Here is a 17,435-nt window from a genome sequence, read left to right as displayed (position 1 = left end):
TTGGCCTCCGGCGTGCGCCTCTCGAGTCGAGCGCAGTTAATCTGCGCATTTTTGTCGGCGTGAATCTGAACATTCTTCGCCTTGAAGCATCATACGGCGATGCATTTTCCGAAAGCCACCTCCGCTTTCCGATCGCTGCTCTGTACGGCGTTGTGTTTCTGCTTTGCGGTGGCGCCGAGCCATGCGCAATTGCCGAGCCTGGGCGATGGGGCGGACATGCCGGCTGGCGAGGAGCGTCGGCTCGGCGACCGCATCGCGCGTGAGCTCTACCGCGATCCGGATTTCGTCGACGACCCGATATTGGTCGAGTACGTACAGGGCATCTGGGACCGGCTGATGGTTGCGGCCGTCGCGCGCGGTGAGCTCAACTCCGAGCTCGACGAGCGCTTCGCCTGGCGCATCCTGCTGGGCCGCGATCGCAGCGTGAACGCCTTCGCCCTGCCCGGCGGCTACATGGGCGTGCTTTGCGGACTGATCGCAGTGGTGGGTTCCAAAGACGAACTGGCCTCGGTGCTGGCCCACGAGATGAGCCACGTCACCCAGCGTCATATTTCGCGCCTGATGGCGCAGCAAAGTCGCACCTCGCCCTTGTTCCTGGCCGGCATGGTGCTGGGCGCGCTGGCGGCCAGCCGCAATCCGCAGGCGGCCAACGCGGTGATCACCGGCGGCGTGGCGCTGCAGGCGCAGTCGCAGCTCAACTTCTCGCGCGCCATGGAGCGTGAGGCCGACCGGGTCGGCTACCTGGTGATGACGCAGGCCGGCTTCGATGGCCGGGGCTTCGCCGGCATGTTCGAGAAGCTGCAGCAGGCTTCCGGTTTCAACGACAGCGGCGGCTATCCGTACCTGCGCAGCCATCCGCTGACCAGCGAACGCATCGCCGACATGCGCTCGCGCATGCCGCTCGGTAGTGGCGATGCCAATCGGGCACCGACGGGCAGCATCGAGGACGCGATCATGTCCGCGCGGGCGCGCATCGTGTCGCGTCCGGGGCAGGACGCCTTGCGCGGATGGTCGGCCGAGCCTGACATGACCGGCTTTGACCGCCAACCCGACCGGCGCCGTGCGGCTGCGCTGTATGCGGCCGCCTTGTCGGACTCCGAACGGCGCGACCTGCCGGCAGCCCGTGCCCATGTCGCGCGCCTGGCGGCGTTGGTGGTCAACGACGCGGCGGCGTCCCGCCTGGCGCGCCTGCTGGCGGCCGAGATCGAGGTCGCGGCCGGCAACGGCGCTCAGGCCGTCGCGGCACTCGGCCCCTTGTCGAGCAGCCTGACGCGGCCCGAACTGGTATTGCTGGCCCAGGCGTCGCAGCACGGCGCGGTGGTGCCCACGCTCACGGACCGGCTGCAGTCGTGGCTGGCGACCCATCCTCAGGACGGCACTGCCTGGACGCTGATCGCCGCCGCCTATCGCGCAGAGAACCAGCCCTTGCGGGCGTTGCGCGCCGATGCGGAAGCCCAGGTGGCGCACCTCGACTGGTCGGGCGCGGTCGACCGATACAAGGCCGGACAGGAGTGGATGCGCCGCAACCCGGGCGGCAGCGCCGACTACATGGAGGTGTCGATCATCGACGCCCGCCTGCAGCAGGCGCAGTCAAGACTTCGAGAAGAGACCGCCGAGCGCTGATTCGATGATCAGACCGATGGCCGAATAGATGAGCGAGCCGACGAGGGCGGCGCCGAAGCCGCGGACCTGGAACCCGGTGAGTACACCCGAGGCGGCCCAGAACATCAGGGCATTGATGACGAAGAGAAAAAGGCCCAGCGTGATGATGGTGACCGGCAGCGTCAGCACCACCAGCACTGGCCGCAGGACCACGTTGAAAAGACCGATGACCGCTGCCGCGATCATCGCCGCTCCGAATCCCTTCACTTGAACGCCGCTGTAGATGTAGGCCACGAAAAGCAGCGCAGCGGCGCTCAGCACCCATTTGAGGATCAGCTTCATGCGGCGCAGGATAGCACCCGCGCCGCAGGAGCGAAGGCCGCTTACTCGGCCGCGAGGACCAGCATCGCGCCCATGCCGGCCACGGCGCCGGGCACGGCCCAACGGCTGGTGGTTTCGCGTTGCGGTTGCGCGTCGGTGACCGGTGCGAGGTCTTGGCCGAACTTGGGACGGCGCATGTCGAGCACGCGCGCGCCGGGGTGTTCGCCCAGGAGCTTTTCGGTCAGGGGCGCGAGCGGTCCCTGTGCCAGCACCGGCATGGCGGTATCGCCCTTGGACGTGAGCCAGGGCAGGAGCGCGCCGAAGAACTTGTCGGCCCACTTGGCGCGCCAGTTCTCGCGGGCGCTGTGGCTCACCCATTTGCTGATGCGGTGCGTCATGCGCGGGGCGCAGGCCACGACGATCCAGCAACCGGCGGGAGCATCCGGCCCGCGCCGCGACGCGACCATCGGCGCCAGCTGCTGCTGGGCGTAGGCCAGGTCGTCTACATAAACGATCATCTTGTCCATGGAAACTCCTTCAGGGGTTGAGGAAGACTCGGGGAGAGGACGCTTGGGAAGAGATAGTTTGGCCATGGCGAACGCTTATTTGGTGGCGGGGTTGACGGCGTCGGCGGTGCGCGCCTGGTCGACGCGTTCGGAGCCCGGCACCTTGCGGCGGCTCTTGAGCCAGCCCGCGCCGAGCACGCCGACGATGGCCAGCACGCAGACACCCCAGTAAGCGACCTGTTGCTGGGTGCCTTCGCCCTGGAAGAACGAAGCCAGCAGGCCTTCGTTGACGATCATCTTGGCGGCGGTAAACGCCAGCACGGCAGCGCCGAGCTGGATGATCACCGGGAAGCGTTCGACGAGCTTGAGCACCAGGCTGCTGCCGAACACCACGATGGGCACGCTGATCAACAGGCCGATCACGACGAGGTCGAAGGAGCCGTGCGCCGCGCCGGCGACACCCAGCACGTTGTCGATGCCCATCAGGGCGTCGGCGATGACGATGGTGCGCATGGCGCCCCAGAAGGTGCTGGCGCCGCTGGCATGTTCTTCGCCGTCGTCATGGCCCTGGTCGGCCAGGAGCTTGTAAGCGATCCACAGCAGGCCCAGGCCGCCGACGAGCATCAGGCCCGGAATCTTGAGCAGCCAGACGACGCCGACGGTCATGGCCGAGCGCACGATGATGGCGCCCACGGTGCCCCAGACGATGGCCTTCTTTTGCAGATGCTGCGGCAGGCGCCGCGCGGCGAGTGCGATGACGATCGCGTTGTCGCCGGCAAGGACGAGGTCGATCAGGATGATGGCCAGCAGGGCGGACCACCAGGGGGCGGAAAGAAACTCCATGAACACAGACTCCGGGTTGTGTCGAACATCGATAACAACCTGGGAAATGTCCCGGAGAAATGGGGGTGAGCAAACAGCCACCCTGGTTCAGGATGGCGGAGCTACAGACGCACTTCGACGGAACTTGTCCCAGGTTCGCATCGAAGGTCTTGCTCGGCATGGTGTCATGCTGATGTTGTTATGCCCGACAAGGCCGGAAATCTTTCGAGAGACTTCGTACTGACGACCTTGCCGATACCCCGGACCGTCAATGCCTTGTGGGAAAGCACCTCCTTGGACGGTACGGAGCGGGAGCTACTCCCCTTCGTAGCGCTATTAGAACATTACCGAACGTTCACCGGCAACCGCGTGTATCCGGGGTTTCCCGCAAGCCATTCCGGGCAAGGCATGACGCTTATCATCGCCCTCCCGCGACAGCCCGAGCTGGCCGCCGTTCCTTCCCGCTCTCACCGCATCTCTTCCGGGCGCATGCCTTCCCTGCACATCACCGACATCGAGGCCGCCATCAATTTCTGGCGTGCCCGCAAGCCCTCGCCCGACGGCGTGACCCTGGCACCGGAGATCCGCGCGCTGGCCGAGGTCTACGCGCTGATGGTGTACTACCACGAGGACGAGGTGGACCAGCGAGGCTTCCCGGCCAAGGCCTGGGAGGCCTGGATGGCCTGGTACGAGAGCACCCCGGACACGCCCTGCATCGCCATCTGCTCCACCAGTCAGGGCGACGAAGTCTGCAAGGGCTGCGGCCGTACCTTCGAAGAAGTGCAGCTCTGGCCCGGCATGGACCCGGCCGAGAAGCGCGCCACCTGGCGCCGCATCACGATCGAGGGCCATTCCTGGCGTTTCAATCGCTATGCGGAGCGGGCGGCCGAGGGCCCCGCCGAGCCGCCCATTTCTGACGAGAACGCGGCCGACGCATGATCCGGCTCACGCAGGCGCCCAATGCCGCGATCGCGACGATCTGGGCCGACCTGCTGACCGAAGCCGGCTTCGGCGCGACCGTCCAGCGCTTGTTTTTGTCGTCGGCGGCCGGCGAGTTGCCGCCCGGTGAATGCCTGCCGGAGATCTGGTTGCTGCACGACGACCATCTGGCCCAGGCGCGCGCGCTGCTGGCCCAATTGCAGTCGCTGCCGCAGCGACGTTGGGTGTGCGTGCAATGCGGCGAACAGGTCGAAGGCGGCTTCGAACAATGCTGGAACTGCACGGCCTGGATGCCGCGCGAGGCCTGAAGCGGCGGCCTACTTCCAGCGTTCGCAGGTCAGCTCGACCATGCGCCGGGCATCCGACAGCATGAGCGAACCTTCCTGCACGGTGGCCTGCAGTTGCATGCTGCGCTCGGCCATCAGCGCCATTTCCTGCGAGGCGGCGGTGGGGATGCGCCAGACTTGCAGCTTGTCGAGCCGCGCGACCTTGTTCTCCAGCCCGCGCCACCAGATCTCGGCGGCGTGGTTGAAGCAGAAGACCTGCACCACGTCGGCCTTGCTGCAGGCGCGTACGAGCGGTTTCTCCTCGGGCTGGCCAACCTCGATCCACAGGCGAGCGCGCTGGGTGTAGTCGCGCAGCCAGACGTCGGGCTCGTCCGGGTTGGAGAGTCCGGCACCGAACGCCAGCGTGCCGTCGCCGCCGCAGGTGCTTTGCAGTTCGTGGGCCGACAGCGCCAGTGCGGCCAGGCGAACCATCATGCGTTCGTCGTTCTCGCTGGGATGGCGCGCCAGCGTCAGCGCGTGGTCGGCGTAGTAGGCGTGGTCGATGTCGGCGACCGAAAGCTGCGCCTTGAAGATCGTGGACTTGAGTGCCATCGAGCGGCGCTCAGGCCCGGCGCGCGAGTTCGGCGGCCTTGCCGACGTAGCTCGCGGGCGTCATGGCCAGCAGCCGGTCTTTTTCGGGCTGCGGAATCTCCAGCGAACGGATCAGCGCGTGCAGGTCCTCGGCCTTCACGGTCTTGCCGCGGGTGACTTCTTTGAGCTTCTCGTAGGCGCCCTGCACGCCGAAACGCCGCATCACGGTCTGGATGGGCTCGGCCAGCACTTCCCAGGACGCATTCAGGTCTTCGTCGATGGCCTCCTGGTTGAGCTCCAGCTTGCCCAGGCCCACACCCATCGAGTGGTAGGCCAGTACGCTGTAGCCCAGCGCCACGCCCATGTTGCGCAGCACGGTGGAGTCGGTCAGATCGCGCTGCCAGCGGCTGATCGGCAGCTTCTCGGCCAGGTGGCGCAGCAGCGCGTTGGCCAGACCCAGATTGCCTTCGGCGTTCTCGAAGTCGATCGGGTTGACCTTGTGCGGCATGGTTGACGAGCCGATCTCGCCGGCCTTCAGGCGCTGCTTGAAGTAACCCAGGCTGATGTAGCCCCAGATGTCGCGCGCCCAGTCGATCAGGATGGTGTTGACCCGCGCCACCGCATCGAACAGCTCGGCCATGTAGTCGTGCGGCTCGATCTGGATGCTATAGGGCTGGAAGGTCACGCCCAGGCCGAGCGGCTCGGGTGTTTCGATGACCTTGCGCGAAAAGGCTTCCCAGTCGAAATCCGGCCAGGCAGCAAGATGGGCGTTGTAGTTGCCGACCGCCCCGTTCATCTTGGCCAGCAGCTGGATCGTGGCGACGCGGTCGCGCGCGGCCTGCAGGCGCACCACCACGTTGGCGATCTCCTTGCCGATGGTGGTGGGGCTGGCGGTCTGGCCGTGGGTACGGGCGAGCAGCGACACCTCGGCGTACTTGTGCGCCATGGCGCGCATGGTCTCCACGATGCCGTCGATCACCGGCAGGATGACCTGCTCGCGCGCCACCTTCAGCTGCAGTGCGTGGCTGGTGTTGTTGATGTCTTCGCTGGTGCAGGCGAAGTGCACGAACTCGGCGGCGGCCAGCAGCTCGGGCCGGGCCTCGAATTTCGACTTGATCCAGTACTCCACCGCCTTCACGTCGTGGTTGGTGACCTTCTCGATGTCCTTGATCGCGACCGCGTCGGCCTCGGAAAAGTTCTTGACCAGGCCCAGCAGATAGGTGCGTGCGCCCGGCGACAGCGGCTTGAATTCGTCGAATCCGGCGTCGGACAAAGCGATGAACCAGGCGATCTCGACCTGCACCCGGCGGTGCATGAAGCCCTGCTCGCTCATCAGCGGACGCAGGGCGGTCAGGCGGCCGGCATAGCGGCCGTCCAGGGGGGAAAGGGCGGAAACCGCGGAAGCGGCGGAGGCGGAAACGGATGTCGGGCTCATGTCACGGATTGTAGGTGGCGCGTTCCGAGGGGCCGGAGAAGCGGGTCGCCGCCGATAGAATCCGGGCGATGAAACTGATCGGATCGTTGTCCAGTCCCTACGTGCGCAAGGTGCGTATCGTCATGGCCGAGAAAAAACTGGACTACCAGTTCGTGCCCGAAAACCCTTGGGCCGCCGATAGCGCCGTGTCGGCGTCCAACCCGCTGGGCAAGGTGCCCTGCCTGATCATGGAGGGCGGCGAAGCAGTCTTCGACTCGCGGGTCATCGTCGAGTATCTCGACACCCTGTCGCCGGTCGGCAAACTCATCCCGTCGACCGGTCGCGAGCGCGCCGAGGTCAAGACCTGGGAGGCGCTGGCCGATGGCGTGATGGATGCGGGGGTGCTGGCGCGGCTCGAATCCGGTGGCTACGACGGCCGGACCGAATCGCAGCGCTCGCAGGTCTGGATCGACCGGCAGCTCTCCAAGATCGACGACGGCATCAAGGCCATGGCGCGCGGGCTGGGTGACAAACCGTTCTGCAGCGGGGTCCACATCAGCCTGTCGGATGTAGCGGTGGGCTGTGCGCTCGGCTGGCTGGAGTTCCGCTTTCCGCAAATTGGCTGGCGCGATGAGCATCCGAACCTGGGTCGGCTGATCGACAAGCTGGCCTTGCGCCCCAGTTTTGCCGACAGCAAGCCGGCCTGATCTTTTCCTTTGATCCGGCGTCGCCACCGCGCGGGTGGAATGAGTCGGAGGTGCCCTGCCGATGTCTGGCAGAAGCACCGAATACAAAATTGCTGCGAAGCGCCCCGACGCGAAGGAGGGAGGGAGGGAGGAGGAGAAGAGTCGCCTCGGGATTGCAACCGGATGACCGGAAGGCTTCGCAGCAAAAAAATCGTCGAGCGGCCGATGCCGTTCATGGGTGATGGGAGCGTGCTCGGGAATCGATGGTTCCCAAAAGTGGGTAGACGAGCGTAAGCCTTTGTAATCCGCCGTCGCTTGATGCACCGTTTCCCGTTTCCCGTTTCCCGTTTCCCGCCGCAAATCAGCGCACTGCCAGCTGTTTCTCCACGGCCGCCACGAATTCCGGGTTCTCCGGGGCGGTGGAGCTGCCGTAGGCCGCCACGGCGCGGCCATCGCGGCCCACCAGATACTTGTGAAAGTTCCACTGCGGGGCCTTGCCGGTTTGCGCTGCGAGCTCCTTGAACAGCGGGTCGGCCTGCGCGCCCCGTACCGCGGTCTTGGTGAACATCGGAAATTTCACGCCGAATGTGTTTTCACAGAAGTCGGCGATGTCCTTGTTGCTGCCCGTTTCCTGCGCGAAATCGTTCGACGGAAAGCCGAGCACCACCAGTCCGCGCTCGCGGTACCGGCTGTGAAGCGCTTCCAGGCCTTTGTATTGCGGCGTGAATCCGCAAAAGCTCGCGGTGTTGACGATCAGGAGCACCTTGCCGCCGTACTGGCAGAGATCCTGCGGCTTTTCGTCCTGCAGGCGAGGATAGGTTCGCTGCAGCAGCGCCGGGCATCCCGCTGGCCGGCTCTGGGCGAATGCCGGGTGCAGCGCAAGAGGCGCCAGCGCCAGGCCTTGGACCAGGATTCGACGAATTGTGCGTGGAGCGTCTGGATGTTTCATGCCTCCATGGTAGGCAAGCCCAGGGCGCCATGGGGCAGTCGGCGTGCGCCAAATGGGGGCGAAAAGCGTATGTCCTTGAATAGCTTGGCGTTTTTATTAATACGGCGTCATCGCCGCTTAAACTCGGGCCTGCGCCTGTCAACTAGGTCTCTCATGCTTTATCCCGAACTCTTCAAACAACTCGAATCCGTCCGCTGGGACATGGACCGCGATATTCCCTGGGACAAATTCGACGCTTCCTTGCTCACCGACGAGCAGGCGCAGACGGTGAAGATGAACGCCATCACCGAATGGGCGGCTCTCCCGGCCACCGAAATGTTCCTGCGCGACAACCGCCACGACAGCGATTTCTCGGCCTTCATGTCGATCTGGTTCTTCGAGGAACAGAAGCATTCGCTGGTGCTGATGGAATACCTGCGCCGCTTCCGGCCGGACCTGGTGCCCACCGAGCAGGAGCTCCACGAGGTGCGTTTCGACTTCGACCCGGCGCCGCCTCTCGAAACCCTCATGCTGCATTTCTGCGGCGAGATCCGCCTGAACCACTGGTACAGGCGCGCTGCCGAATGGCATTCGGAGCCGGTCATCCGCCACATCTACACCACGCTCAGCCAGGACGAAGCCCGCCACGGCGGCGCCTACCTGCGCTACATGAAGCGGGCCATCGCCAAGTTCGGCGACGAGGCCAAGAGCGCGTTCAGCAAGGTCGGCGTGCTGATGGCGAGTGCCCGGCGCACCGCCCAGGCGCTGCACCCGACCAACCTGCACGTCAACAAGTCGCTGTTCCCCAACGACACCGTGCAGAGCCGCATGCCCGATCCGGAATGGCTGGAGCACTGGCTCGACAAGCAGATCAATTTCGACGCCGTCTGGGAAACCAAGGTGGGCGAACGCATCCTGCACAACATGAGCCTGCTGCTCGGCCACAGCTTCAAGACCGTGCAGGAACTCAACCGCTACCGCAAGGAAATCGTGGCGTCGCTGGCTGCCAATGCCGGCACCGCGCCGCAGGCTGCGAGCTGACATCGAAGGGCTTTCCGCCCCTTCTCCATGCAAAAGCGCCGTCAGAACGGCGCTTTTTGCTTCTCCAGCGCCTCGGTCAGATCATCGCCAGCATCTTCTCCAGCGAGAGCTGCAGCTTGACCTCACGGTGCGGCATGCTGGCGGTGATCTTGTAGCCGACAAGGCTGGTGTCGCGCACCACGATCTCGCCAATCGGCATGCCCTGTCGGTTGAGCACGGCGGCCACGCGCGGCGTGGTGCCGGTCTTGCCGCGCCGCAACACGATGCCGACCTCGTTGCTCGCCAGCCGGACGAAGGAGCCGGGCGGATAGACGCCCATGCCGGTGATGAGCGCCGCGCCGGCCTCGTCGACCCGGTGTTCGTCGTCGAAGTAGCTGGCGCGCATCGCGATGGCCGCCGGCATGGCCCAGCGCGAGACGCGCGGCGAAAGCCGGGCGGCGAAGATGTCGGCCCGCTCGATCAGCCGCGCGGCGCGCTCGCCGGCGCTCATGTCGGCGAGCCGGCCCGACGGCGGCTCGTGGTGCAGCCGCACCGCCTCCAGCCAGACCTCGTCCTTCACGTCGATCAGGCGCAGCAGGTCGGCCGACGCGGCCGCGTGCATGGTGATCGTGGCCATCTGGGCCTCGCTCGGGCGGGCGGCCTGCTGGGCGAGTTCGTCCTGCAGTTCGGTCATGCTGATGTTCATGGTGAGCGCGGCCATGCAGACCGTCTCGACCATGGCTTCGTCCCACTGCAGCACCTCGCGTGCCGCCATGCCGCAGATGACCGACACCAGCATCGCGTGCGTGCCGCTGTACATCGGCATCTCGCGCGAGGCGAGGTGGATCAGCGCGAACAGGGTCGCGTCGGGCTGGCTGCGGGCATGGGCCGTGAGCTCGCGGTGCAGGCGGGCGATCTTGGCGAGAAAGTCGGGCGCGGTCGGCTTGCGCAGCAGCTGGCTGGAGCGCAGCTGCATCTCGTGCCAGTCGGGCGGGCCTTCGCGGGTCGGCACTGCGGGGCCGTTGGCACGCGCGGCCATCTGGGTGGACGCGATCTCGCCGATGGTCTTCTGCTCGCGCACCAGCGTGTCGAGCTGGCTCATGAAGGCGCGCGCCTGTTCGGGCGATTCGTCGATGTCGATGCACAAGGTGCCGGCACGCGACACCAGAATCTCCAGCTGATTCGGCGACGACACAACGAAGCCCCGGCGCGCCAGCAGTGTGCCGTCGAGGGTTCGAAGGGCAAACGGAAGGGGTCGGCCGAGCTTGATGGATTCGGGTCGGAGCGGAATCAGGTTCATGCGAATCGCCGTGGCTTTGACGATTATCGTTGGACAAACGGTGTGCGCCGCCAGACGAACGGATCAAGTTCTCGCTTTTTCGCTCAGTTTTCCGAGGTGCGGCGACGCAGCAGCACGCGTGCGAACCATTGGCCGACGTCGTCGACGTAGGTGAAGACGGCCGGGATGACCAGCAGGCTCAGCACCGTGGAAGTGATGAGCCCGCCGATCACCGCGGTGGCCATCGGCGAGCGGAAGCTTGGATCGGCGCTGCCGGTGCCGATGGCGATCGGCAGCATGCCGGCACCCATGGCCAGGGTGGTCATGATGATCGGGCGGGCACGCTTGTGGCAGGCGTCGATCAACGCGTTCCAGCGGTTCATCGGCGGCACTTCGGCATGGCCTTCTGTCGCCGGTCGCCCGCGTCGCGCGAGGATGGCGTATTCCACCAGCAGGATCGAGTTCTTGGTGGCGATGCCCATCAACATGATCAGGCCGATCAGCGAGGGCATGGAGAAGCTCTTCTGCGCGGCCAGCAGTGCAACGAAGGCGCCGCCAAGCGACAGCGGCAGGGCCGCCAGGATGGTCACCGGGTGCAGCAGGTCCTTGAACAGCAGCACCAGCACGATGTAGATGCAGAGCACGCCGGTGAGCATGGCCAGGCCGAAGCTGGCGAAGAGTTCGCCCATCACTTCGGCGTCGCCGATCTCGGTGACCCGCACGCCCGGCGGCAGGTTGCGTACCGAGGGCAGTTCATGCACCAGCCGCGCGGCGTCGCCGAGCTGCACGCCCGAAAGCTCGATGTCGAAATTGATGTTGCGGGCGCGGTCGTAGCGCTGGATCACCGCCGGCCCGCCCGAGACCTCGAGCGTGGCGACGTCGCCCAGCAGCACCGGGCCGCGCCGCCCGGGCACGCTCAGGCGGGCGAGCGTGGCGAGGTCCTGCCGCGCGCTGTCGTCGAGCCGCACCATGATCGGCACCTGCCGCTGCGCGAGGTTGAGCTTGGGCAGGCTGACGTCGTAGTCGCCGATGGTGGCCACGCGCAGCGTTTCGGCGATGGCGGTGCTGCTCACGCCCAGGTCGGCGGCGCGGGCGAAGTCGGGTCGCACCGCGATCTCCGGCCGGACCAGGCTGGCCGAAGAAGCCACGTTGCCAAAGCCGGGGATCGTGCGCAGGTCGCGTTCCACACGCTGCGCCGCGTCGCCCAGCGCGACCGGATCGTCGCCTGCCAGTACCAGGATGTATTTGTCGTTGGCGCCGCCGAGCCCGACCTTCATGCGCACGCCGGGCAGGGTTTCGAGCGCCTCGCGGATGCGGGCTTCTATCACCTGCTTGCGCGGCCGCTCGCCACGCCGGTCGAGCTGCAGCGTGAGCGTGGCACGCCGCACATCGCCGCTGCTCGACCCGGCGAAGGGCTCGCCGCCGGCCGAGCCGCCGCCGATGGTGGTGTAGATGCTGCCGACGTGGGCGACGCCCTGGAGCCGGCGGCGTGCTTCCTCGGCCACGGCGGTGGTCTGCGCCAGGCTGCTGCCGGGCTGCAGTTCCAGGTAGACCTGGGTCTGCGAGTTGTCGTCCGGCGGGATGAAGCCGGTGGGCAGCAGCGGGATCAGCGCGATCGAGCCGACGAAGAACAGCAGCGAGGCGACCATGGTCAGCAGCCGGTGGCGCAGGCACCAGGCCACCCAGCGGGTGTAGGCGGCCAGCCAGCGCGGCTCGCTCTCGCCGTGCGCCAGCGGCTTGAGCAGGTAGGCGGCCATCATCGGCGTGAGCACCCGGGCCACGACCAGCGAGGCGAACACCGCCAGCGACGCGGTCCAGCCGAACTGCTTGAAGAACTTGCCGGCCACGCCGCTCATGAAGGCGGTCGGCAAAAAGACCGCGATGAGGGTGAAGGTCGTGGCCACCACGGCCAGCCCGATCTCGTCGGCCGCTTCCATGGCGGCCTGGTAGGGCGTCTTGCCCATGCGCAGGTGGCGCACGATGTTCTCCACCTCCACGATCGCGTCGTCGACCAGGATGCCGATGACCAGCGACAGCGCCAGCAAGGTGACGGTGTTGATCGAAAAGCCCAGCAGGTACATGCCGATGAAGGCGGGGATCACCGACAACGGCAGCGCCACCGCCGAGACCAGCGTGGCGCGGAAGTCGCGCAGGAACAGCCACACCACGATCACCGCGAGGATGGCGCCCTCGTAGAGCATGTGCAGCGAGCCTTCGTATTCTTCTTCCACCGGCTGCACGAAGTCGAAGGCGGTCGTCAGGTGGATGTCGGGATGGCGCTCGCGCAGTTCGGCCAGGGCTTTTTCCACCGCCGCGCCCACGTCGACCTCGCTCGCGCCACGGCTGCGGGCGACCTCGAAGCCGACCACGGGATTGCCGTCCAGGAACGCGGCGGCGCGGCGCTCGGCGATGGTGTCGGAGACGGTCGCGATCTCGTCGAGCCGCACCCGCCGGCCGTCCGACAGCGTCATCTGCAGCGCAGCCAACTCGCCGGCGTTCTGTACCGTGGCCAGCGTGCGCACCGGCTGTTCGCCGGCGCCCAGGTCGGCGCGGCCGCCGGCGCTTTCGTTCTGCATCTGGCGCAGTTGCCGCGAGATGTCGGCGGCGCTGGCGCCGAGCGACTGCAGCCGGCCGGCGTCGAGCGACACGCGCACCTCGCGCGTCACGCCGCCCACGCGGTTGACCGCGCCCACGCCCGGCACGGCGAGCAGCCGGCGCGCCAGGGTGTCGTCGACGAACCAGGAAAGGCCTTCCTCGTCGAGCCGGTCGGAGCTGATCGCGAAGGCCAGCACCGGCTGGCCGGCCAGGTCGACCTTGGTGATGATCGGGTCGCGCAGGTCGGCCGGCAGGTCGGCCCGCACCCGGCCGACGGCCGAGCGCACGTCGTCCACCGCTTCCTGCACCGGTTTCTCCAGCACGAACTCGACCATCATGGTCACCGAGCCGTCCTTCACCGTGGTGTTGATGTGCTTGAGGCCCTGCAGCGTGGCGATGGAGTTCTCGATCTTGCGGGCGACGTCGGTCTCCAGCTGGCCGGGCGCAGCGCCTGGCAGCAGGGCGGTGACGCTGACCGCCGGCAGGTCGATGTCCGGGAAGTTCTGCACCTTCATCAAGGAGAAGGACAGCATGCCGGCCAGCGTGAGCAGCACGAAGAGCATCACCGCCGGAATCGGGTTCCGGATGGACCAGGCCGAGACGTTCATCGCGCGCCTTCGTTGGCGATGCGGACCAGGTCGCGGTCGTTCAGGAAGCCCGCGCCCTCCACCACGACCGGCTTGCCGGCATCGAGGCCGGACACGATCTCGATGCGGTCGCCCACGCGCCGGCCGGTGACCACCTTGCGCTGCACGACGCGGTGGTCGGCGTCGGGCACGAAGACATAGGAGAAGGCCTCGCGGACGACGACGGCCTGCTGGGGGACGGTCAGGGCGGTGCTCGAACCGAGATTGAAAACGCCTTTGGCAAACATGCCCGGGTAGATAGGGGCCCCCGGCTCTTCACTCCGCCGCGCTGCGTGTAATTCGCCACCCCCCGAGGGGGAGGCGCGGGCCGCCTTGGGTCGGCCCGGCGGCTGCCGCTGGTCGATGGCGGTGGCATTCGCCTCACCCGGAACGCCATAACCCGCCTGCGCCGGCAGGTCGACATAGACCAGCCCGTTGCGCGTCTGCGGATCGACGGTCGGCGCGAGCATGCGCACCGTGCCTTCCACCTCGGCGCCGCTGGCCGCGACGATCTGCACCTTCTGTCCCGGCCGGATGCGGCCGAGCTCTGCCGAGGTGACCTCGGCGCGCCACTCCAGCCGGCCGCGCCGCACCATGCGAAACAGCTCGGTGCCGGCGCCCAGCACCGCACCGACGGTGGCGCTGCGCGAGGAGATCACGCCGCTGTCGGGCGCCAACACCTGGGTGAAGCCCAGGCGCACCTGCTGGGCGTCGTAGGCCGCCTTGGCCGCCTCTACCCGCGCCCGGGCGGTCTGCTCGGTGGTCATGTACTGCGCGATCTGCGAGCTGCTGAGCGCGCCGCTCTTGTCGAGGGTGCGGGCGCGCTCGGCGTTGGCCGCGGCATCGGCGGCGTTGGCCTGGGCTTCCAGCAGCGAGGCGCGGGCCTGCGCCAGCTCGGCGCGCGGGGTTTCGGCGGCGAAGGTGGCCAGCACCTGGCCGGCACGCACGTTGTCGCCCACGTTGACCTTCACGTCGGTCAGCCGCAACCCGGAGGCTTGCGAGCCGATCACCGCTTCCTGCCAGGCGGCGATGCTGCCGTTGGCCGCCAGCGCGATCGGCAGCGAACCGGCCTGCGGCAGCGCGGTGGCCACGGTAAGCGCCGGACGCGGAGCGGGCGCGGGATCGGCGGCGTCCGCGCGACCGGAGAAGAGGCCGACGGCCGTCAGCGTGGCGCAGAGCCCGAAGGCGACCAGCAGGCCGGTCCGGCGGGAAGGAGGTCGGAAGGTGAAAGGCATGTCTCGGTCTCGAAAAGGTGGGCCCGCCGCTCAGCGCGGCGTGTCACTGGAAACAGCCTTGGCGGGCGCGGCCGACACGGCGGTGCCCGGCGGGTCGCCCGGTGCGGGCGAGGCCGGATCCCAGCCACCGCCGGCCGCGCGGTAGAGCGCGATCCACGCGGCCATGCGCTCACGCCGCAGGTTGACACGGGCGGTTTCCGAGGCGAGCGCGGTGCGGCGCACGTCTTCCAGCGCGATGAGCGTGGCGAGCCCGGCGTCGTAGCGCGCCTGCGTGCCGGCCAGCGCCCGCTTGTAGCCCTCGGCGGCCGTTTCGGCCGAGGCGATGCGGTCGGTGGCAGCCTGCAGGTTGACCAGCGCTTCCTCCACCTCGCGCACCGCCTGCCGGGCCTTGGCGCGGAACTGCGCGGCCGCCTCGTCGTAACGGGCCTTGGCCGAGTCGACGTTCGCGGCGAGCCGGCCGCCGTCGAAGATCGGCAGCGACAGGGCGACCGGCCCGACCTGCCAATTGCTGAAATCGAAGCTCTGGCCCCCGTAGTTCAGCCGGGCCTGCGACACCGAGCCCTGCAGCCGCAACCGGGGATAGCGCTGCGCCTGCGCGCTGCCCACCTCGGCGCTGGCGGCGGCCACCTCGAGGGCGGCCACGCGCAAATCGGGCCGCTGCTCCAGCACGGCGGCCGGCAGGCTTGCGATGGTGAAGACGGCCGGCACCGGCTCGGTCTCCACCGCCGCGTCCACCCGCCGGCGCAGGTCGGGCTCGTCCAGCGCGGTCAGCGCGACCAGTGCCTTCAGATTCACCTCGCAGCCGGCCCGCTGCTGGATCAGCCGCGCATCGCCGTCGGCCGCGCTGCCGCGCGCCAGGGCCGCATCGGCCGGTGCCTGGAAGCCGGCCTTGGCCGACAGATCGGACAGCCGGGCGGTTTCGGCGCGTGATTTCGCGTCGGATTCGGCCACCGCCAGCAGCCGGCGGCAGTTGCGCACGGTGTCGAGCTGATTGGCCACGTCGGCGGCCACCGCCACGCGGGCGTCGTGCCAGCCGGCGCGCGCGCCCTGCAGCCGGGCCTCGGCGGCGTCGCGACTGGCGCCGGCAGCGCCGAACAGGTCGGCGTCCCAGCTCACCGTGGGGCCGGCCTGCATCTGCGTGGCGATGCCGAGCACGGCCGCGTTGAAGCCGCGCTGGATGCTGGCGTCGAGGTTGACCGAAGGCAGCGTCGCCGCGCCGTTGACCACCCGGGTGGCCCGCGCCTGCAGCAAGCGCGAGCGCGCCTGGGCCAGCGTGGGGCTGGCGTCCTCGGCGGCGGCGATCAGCTGCACCAGCAGCGGGTCGTCGAGCCTTTTCCACCAGTCCGTCATGTCGGCCACGCTGCCGCCGTGGGGCAGCGGCGCCTGCCACCCGGCGGGAATGGTGATCGGCACTTGCGCCGGCGGGCGCTGCAATGCACAGCCGCCGAGCAGGGCCAGGCAGGAAGCGGCCAGACCGGCGCTTGGCAAACGGAGATTCATGGGCGTGGCGGCCACGCGACGCGGCGGGCGATGGCGGGAATCGGCGGCATGGGACGAACTTAACTCATCGGATCGCGGCGGCCGTCAGATTGTCGTGGTGCCGGGCGGATAAAGACATGGCGTGCTTTTTGCGTCCGGTTTTCGTGTCATGTCCTTCGTCCCGCGCTCCCAGGCTACGCCGCTCAATCTTCGCCAGATCGAGGTCTTCCACGCCATCATGATCACCGGCTCGCTCAGTGAAGCCGGCCGCATGCTGTGCGTCTCCCAGCCGGCGGTGAGCCGGGTGCTCGCCACCGCCGAGAGCCGGCTCAAGTTCCTGCTCTTCGAACGCGTGCGTGGGCGGCTGCAGCCCACGCCCGAGGCGCGGCGCCTGTTCTCGGAGGTCGAGCCGATCATCTCCGGCGTCGCCCATTTCAATACCGTGGCGCGCAGCCTGGCCGAGGGCGACGAAGGCAAGCTCTGCATCGTTTCCAGCCCGAGCTACAGCGAATGGCTGATGCCGCGCGCCATCGAGCGCTTTCGCGCCCGCCATCCGGACGTGCACATCAGCTACCGCCCGATGCCCTTCGACGCCCTGCTGCCGCACATGCTGCTCGGCCGCGCCGACCTGTGCATCTCCTCGATGGCGCCGCCGCCGAGCGCCAACCTCGTCGCCAAGGAGATCGGGCAGGGCAACATCATGTGCGCCATACCGCGCCGCCATCCGCTGGCCAGCACCGAGGTGATCACCGCGGCGATGCTGCGTGAGCAGACGCTCATCAGCTACGGCAGCGACACGCCCTTCGGCCAGCTGACCAGCCGTTTCCTGGAGACGGCCGATCTGTCGCCGCACATCGAGATCCGCTCCACGCCCGAAGCCATGGCCATGGTGCGCCAGGGCGTGGGCGTGGCGCTGATCGAGTCGTTCGGCTACACGGCGTCGCTGTCGGACACCATGGTGCTGCGGCCGATCGCGCCGGCGCTGGCCCACCAGATCTACCAGATCCATTCGCGCAGCAACCCGCTATCGAACCTGGGCAAGGGCTTTCTGGCGACGCTGAAGAACGTGCTGGAACGCGAGTTGCCCGAAAACACCCCGGCCGAGCGCATCGCCGCCTGAGGCACG

Annotated in this window: 16 protein-coding genes; 6 read left to right on the top strand and 10 right to left on the bottom strand. The window is 67.7% G+C overall.

Features of this window, described 5'->3' with window-relative positions:
* Nucleotides 1-99: 99 nt before the first annotated feature.
* Nucleotides 100-1,623 carry a M48 family metalloprotease gene (locus R9X41_RS22470; protein ID WP_318632648.1) on the top strand — a complete coding sequence of 508 codons (1,524 nt, stop codon included), beginning with the start codon at nucleotides 100-102 and terminating at the stop codon, nucleotides 1,621-1,623.
* Here the strand turns inward: R9X41_RS22470 and R9X41_RS22465 are convergent.
* From R9X41_RS22465 to R9X41_RS22455, 3 genes are all read right to left on the bottom strand, one after another.
* Entirely contained in the window at nucleotides 1,591-1,944 is a 354-nt protein-coding gene (locus R9X41_RS22465) for a phage holin family protein (RefSeq protein ID WP_318632647.1), read from the bottom strand. The two genes, R9X41_RS22470 and R9X41_RS22465, sit on opposite strands and share 33 nt — an antisense overlap.
* A gap of 41 nt (nucleotides 1,945-1,985) precedes the next feature.
* A complete protein-coding gene (locus R9X41_RS22460) occupies nucleotides 1,986-2,450 on the bottom strand; it encodes a hypothetical protein (RefSeq protein WP_318632646.1) in 465 nt (154 codons plus the stop codon).
* 75 nt (nucleotides 2,451-2,525) lie between these two features.
* Entirely contained in the window at nucleotides 2,526-3,272 is a 747-nt protein-coding gene (locus R9X41_RS22455; RefSeq protein WP_318632645.1) for a TerC family protein, read from the bottom strand.
* A gap of 468 nt (nucleotides 3,273-3,740) precedes the next feature.
* On the opposite strand from R9X41_RS22455, the gene R9X41_RS22450 reads away from it, so the two are divergent.
* Both R9X41_RS22450 and R9X41_RS22445 read left to right on the top strand, forming a co-directional pair.
* A complete protein-coding gene (locus R9X41_RS22450) occupies nucleotides 3,741-4,190 on the top strand; it encodes a DUF3717 domain-containing protein (RefSeq protein WP_318632644.1) in 450 nt (149 codons plus the stop codon).
* Nucleotides 4,187-4,498 carry a putative signal transducing protein gene (locus R9X41_RS22445; RefSeq protein WP_318632643.1) on the top strand — a complete coding sequence of 104 codons (312 nt, stop codon included), beginning with the start codon at nucleotides 4,187-4,189 and terminating at the stop codon, nucleotides 4,496-4,498. The genes R9X41_RS22450 and R9X41_RS22445 overlap by 4 nt, the downstream gene beginning before the upstream one ends.
* Nucleotides 4,499-4,507: 9 nt before the next feature.
* Here R9X41_RS22445 and R9X41_RS22440 read toward each other — a convergent pair whose 3' ends face one another.
* Both R9X41_RS22440 and purB read right to left on the bottom strand, forming a co-directional pair.
* Entirely contained in the window at nucleotides 4,508-5,068 is a 561-nt protein-coding gene (locus tag R9X41_RS22440; protein ID WP_318632642.1) for a YaeQ family protein, read from the bottom strand.
* A gap of 10 nt (nucleotides 5,069-5,078) precedes the next feature.
* On the bottom strand, nucleotides 5,079-6,482 hold the full coding sequence (gene purB / locus R9X41_RS22435) for an adenylosuccinate lyase (RefSeq protein ID WP_318632641.1): 1,404 nt from the start codon (nucleotides 6,480-6,482) through the stop codon (nucleotides 5,079-5,081).
* Between the two features lie 68 nt (nucleotides 6,483-6,550).
* Between purB and R9X41_RS22430 the strand changes: the two genes are divergently transcribed.
* Nucleotides 6,551-7,168, top strand: coding sequence for a glutathione S-transferase N-terminal domain-containing protein (locus R9X41_RS22430; protein WP_318632640.1), 618 nt, complete (start codon nucleotides 6,551-6,553; stop codon nucleotides 7,166-7,168).
* Nucleotides 7,169-7,508: 340 nt separating this feature from the next.
* Here the strand turns inward: R9X41_RS22430 and R9X41_RS22425 are convergent, their stop codons facing one another.
* Nucleotides 7,509-8,096 (bottom strand): glutathione peroxidase, encoded by a 588-nt coding sequence (locus R9X41_RS22425; RefSeq protein ID WP_318632639.1) that lies wholly within the window; start codon nucleotides 8,094-8,096, stop codon nucleotides 7,509-7,511.
* 153 nt (nucleotides 8,097-8,249) lie between these two features.
* On the opposite strand from R9X41_RS22425, the gene R9X41_RS22420 reads away from it, so the two are divergent.
* On the top strand, nucleotides 8,250-9,116 hold the full coding sequence (locus R9X41_RS22420; protein ID WP_318632638.1) for a ferritin family protein: 867 nt from the start codon (nucleotides 8,250-8,252) through the stop codon (nucleotides 9,114-9,116).
* A gap of 76 nt (nucleotides 9,117-9,192) precedes the next feature.
* On the opposite strand, the gene R9X41_RS22415 is transcribed toward R9X41_RS22420, so the two are convergent.
* The 4 genes from R9X41_RS22415 to R9X41_RS22400 form a co-directional block, all read right to left on the bottom strand.
* Nucleotides 9,193-10,395 carry an HD-GYP domain-containing protein gene (locus R9X41_RS22415; protein WP_318632637.1) on the bottom strand — a complete coding sequence of 401 codons (1,203 nt, stop codon included), beginning with the start codon at nucleotides 10,393-10,395 and terminating at the stop codon, nucleotides 9,193-9,195.
* Between the two features lie 83 nt (nucleotides 10,396-10,478).
* Nucleotides 10,479-13,577: an efflux RND transporter permease subunit gene (locus R9X41_RS22410; RefSeq protein ID WP_318632636.1), complete on the bottom strand. Its 3,099-nt coding sequence runs from the start codon at nucleotides 13,575-13,577 to the stop codon at nucleotides 10,479-10,481.
* Nucleotides 13,574-14,830 carry an efflux RND transporter periplasmic adaptor subunit gene (locus R9X41_RS22405; RefSeq protein WP_318632635.1) on the bottom strand — a complete coding sequence of 419 codons (1,257 nt, stop codon included), beginning with the start codon at nucleotides 14,828-14,830 and terminating at the stop codon, nucleotides 13,574-13,576. The genes R9X41_RS22410 and R9X41_RS22405 overlap by 4 nt, the downstream gene beginning before the upstream one ends.
* A gap of 30 nt (nucleotides 14,831-14,860) precedes the next feature.
* Complete coding sequence (locus R9X41_RS22400; protein WP_318632634.1) at nucleotides 14,861-16,330, bottom strand: efflux transporter outer membrane subunit; 1,470 nt, start codon at nucleotides 16,328-16,330, stop codon at nucleotides 14,861-14,863.
* Between the two features lie 148 nt (nucleotides 16,331-16,478).
* Here R9X41_RS22400 and R9X41_RS22395 point away from each other — a divergent pair, with 148 nt between their 5' ends.
* Entirely contained in the window at nucleotides 16,479-17,429 is a 951-nt protein-coding gene (locus R9X41_RS22395) for a LysR substrate-binding domain-containing protein (RefSeq protein WP_318632633.1), read from the top strand.
* The last annotated feature ends 6 nt before the right edge of the window (nucleotides 17,430-17,435 follow it).

The sequence above is a fragment of the Xylophilus sp. GOD-11R genome, from assembly GCF_033546935.1.
In the GTDB taxonomy this organism is placed as follows: Bacteria; Pseudomonadota; Gammaproteobacteria; order Burkholderiales; family Burkholderiaceae_C; genus Xylophilus.
Note: the sequence above shows the minus strand (reverse complement) of the source record. Positions and strands in the feature narration are given on the sequence as shown.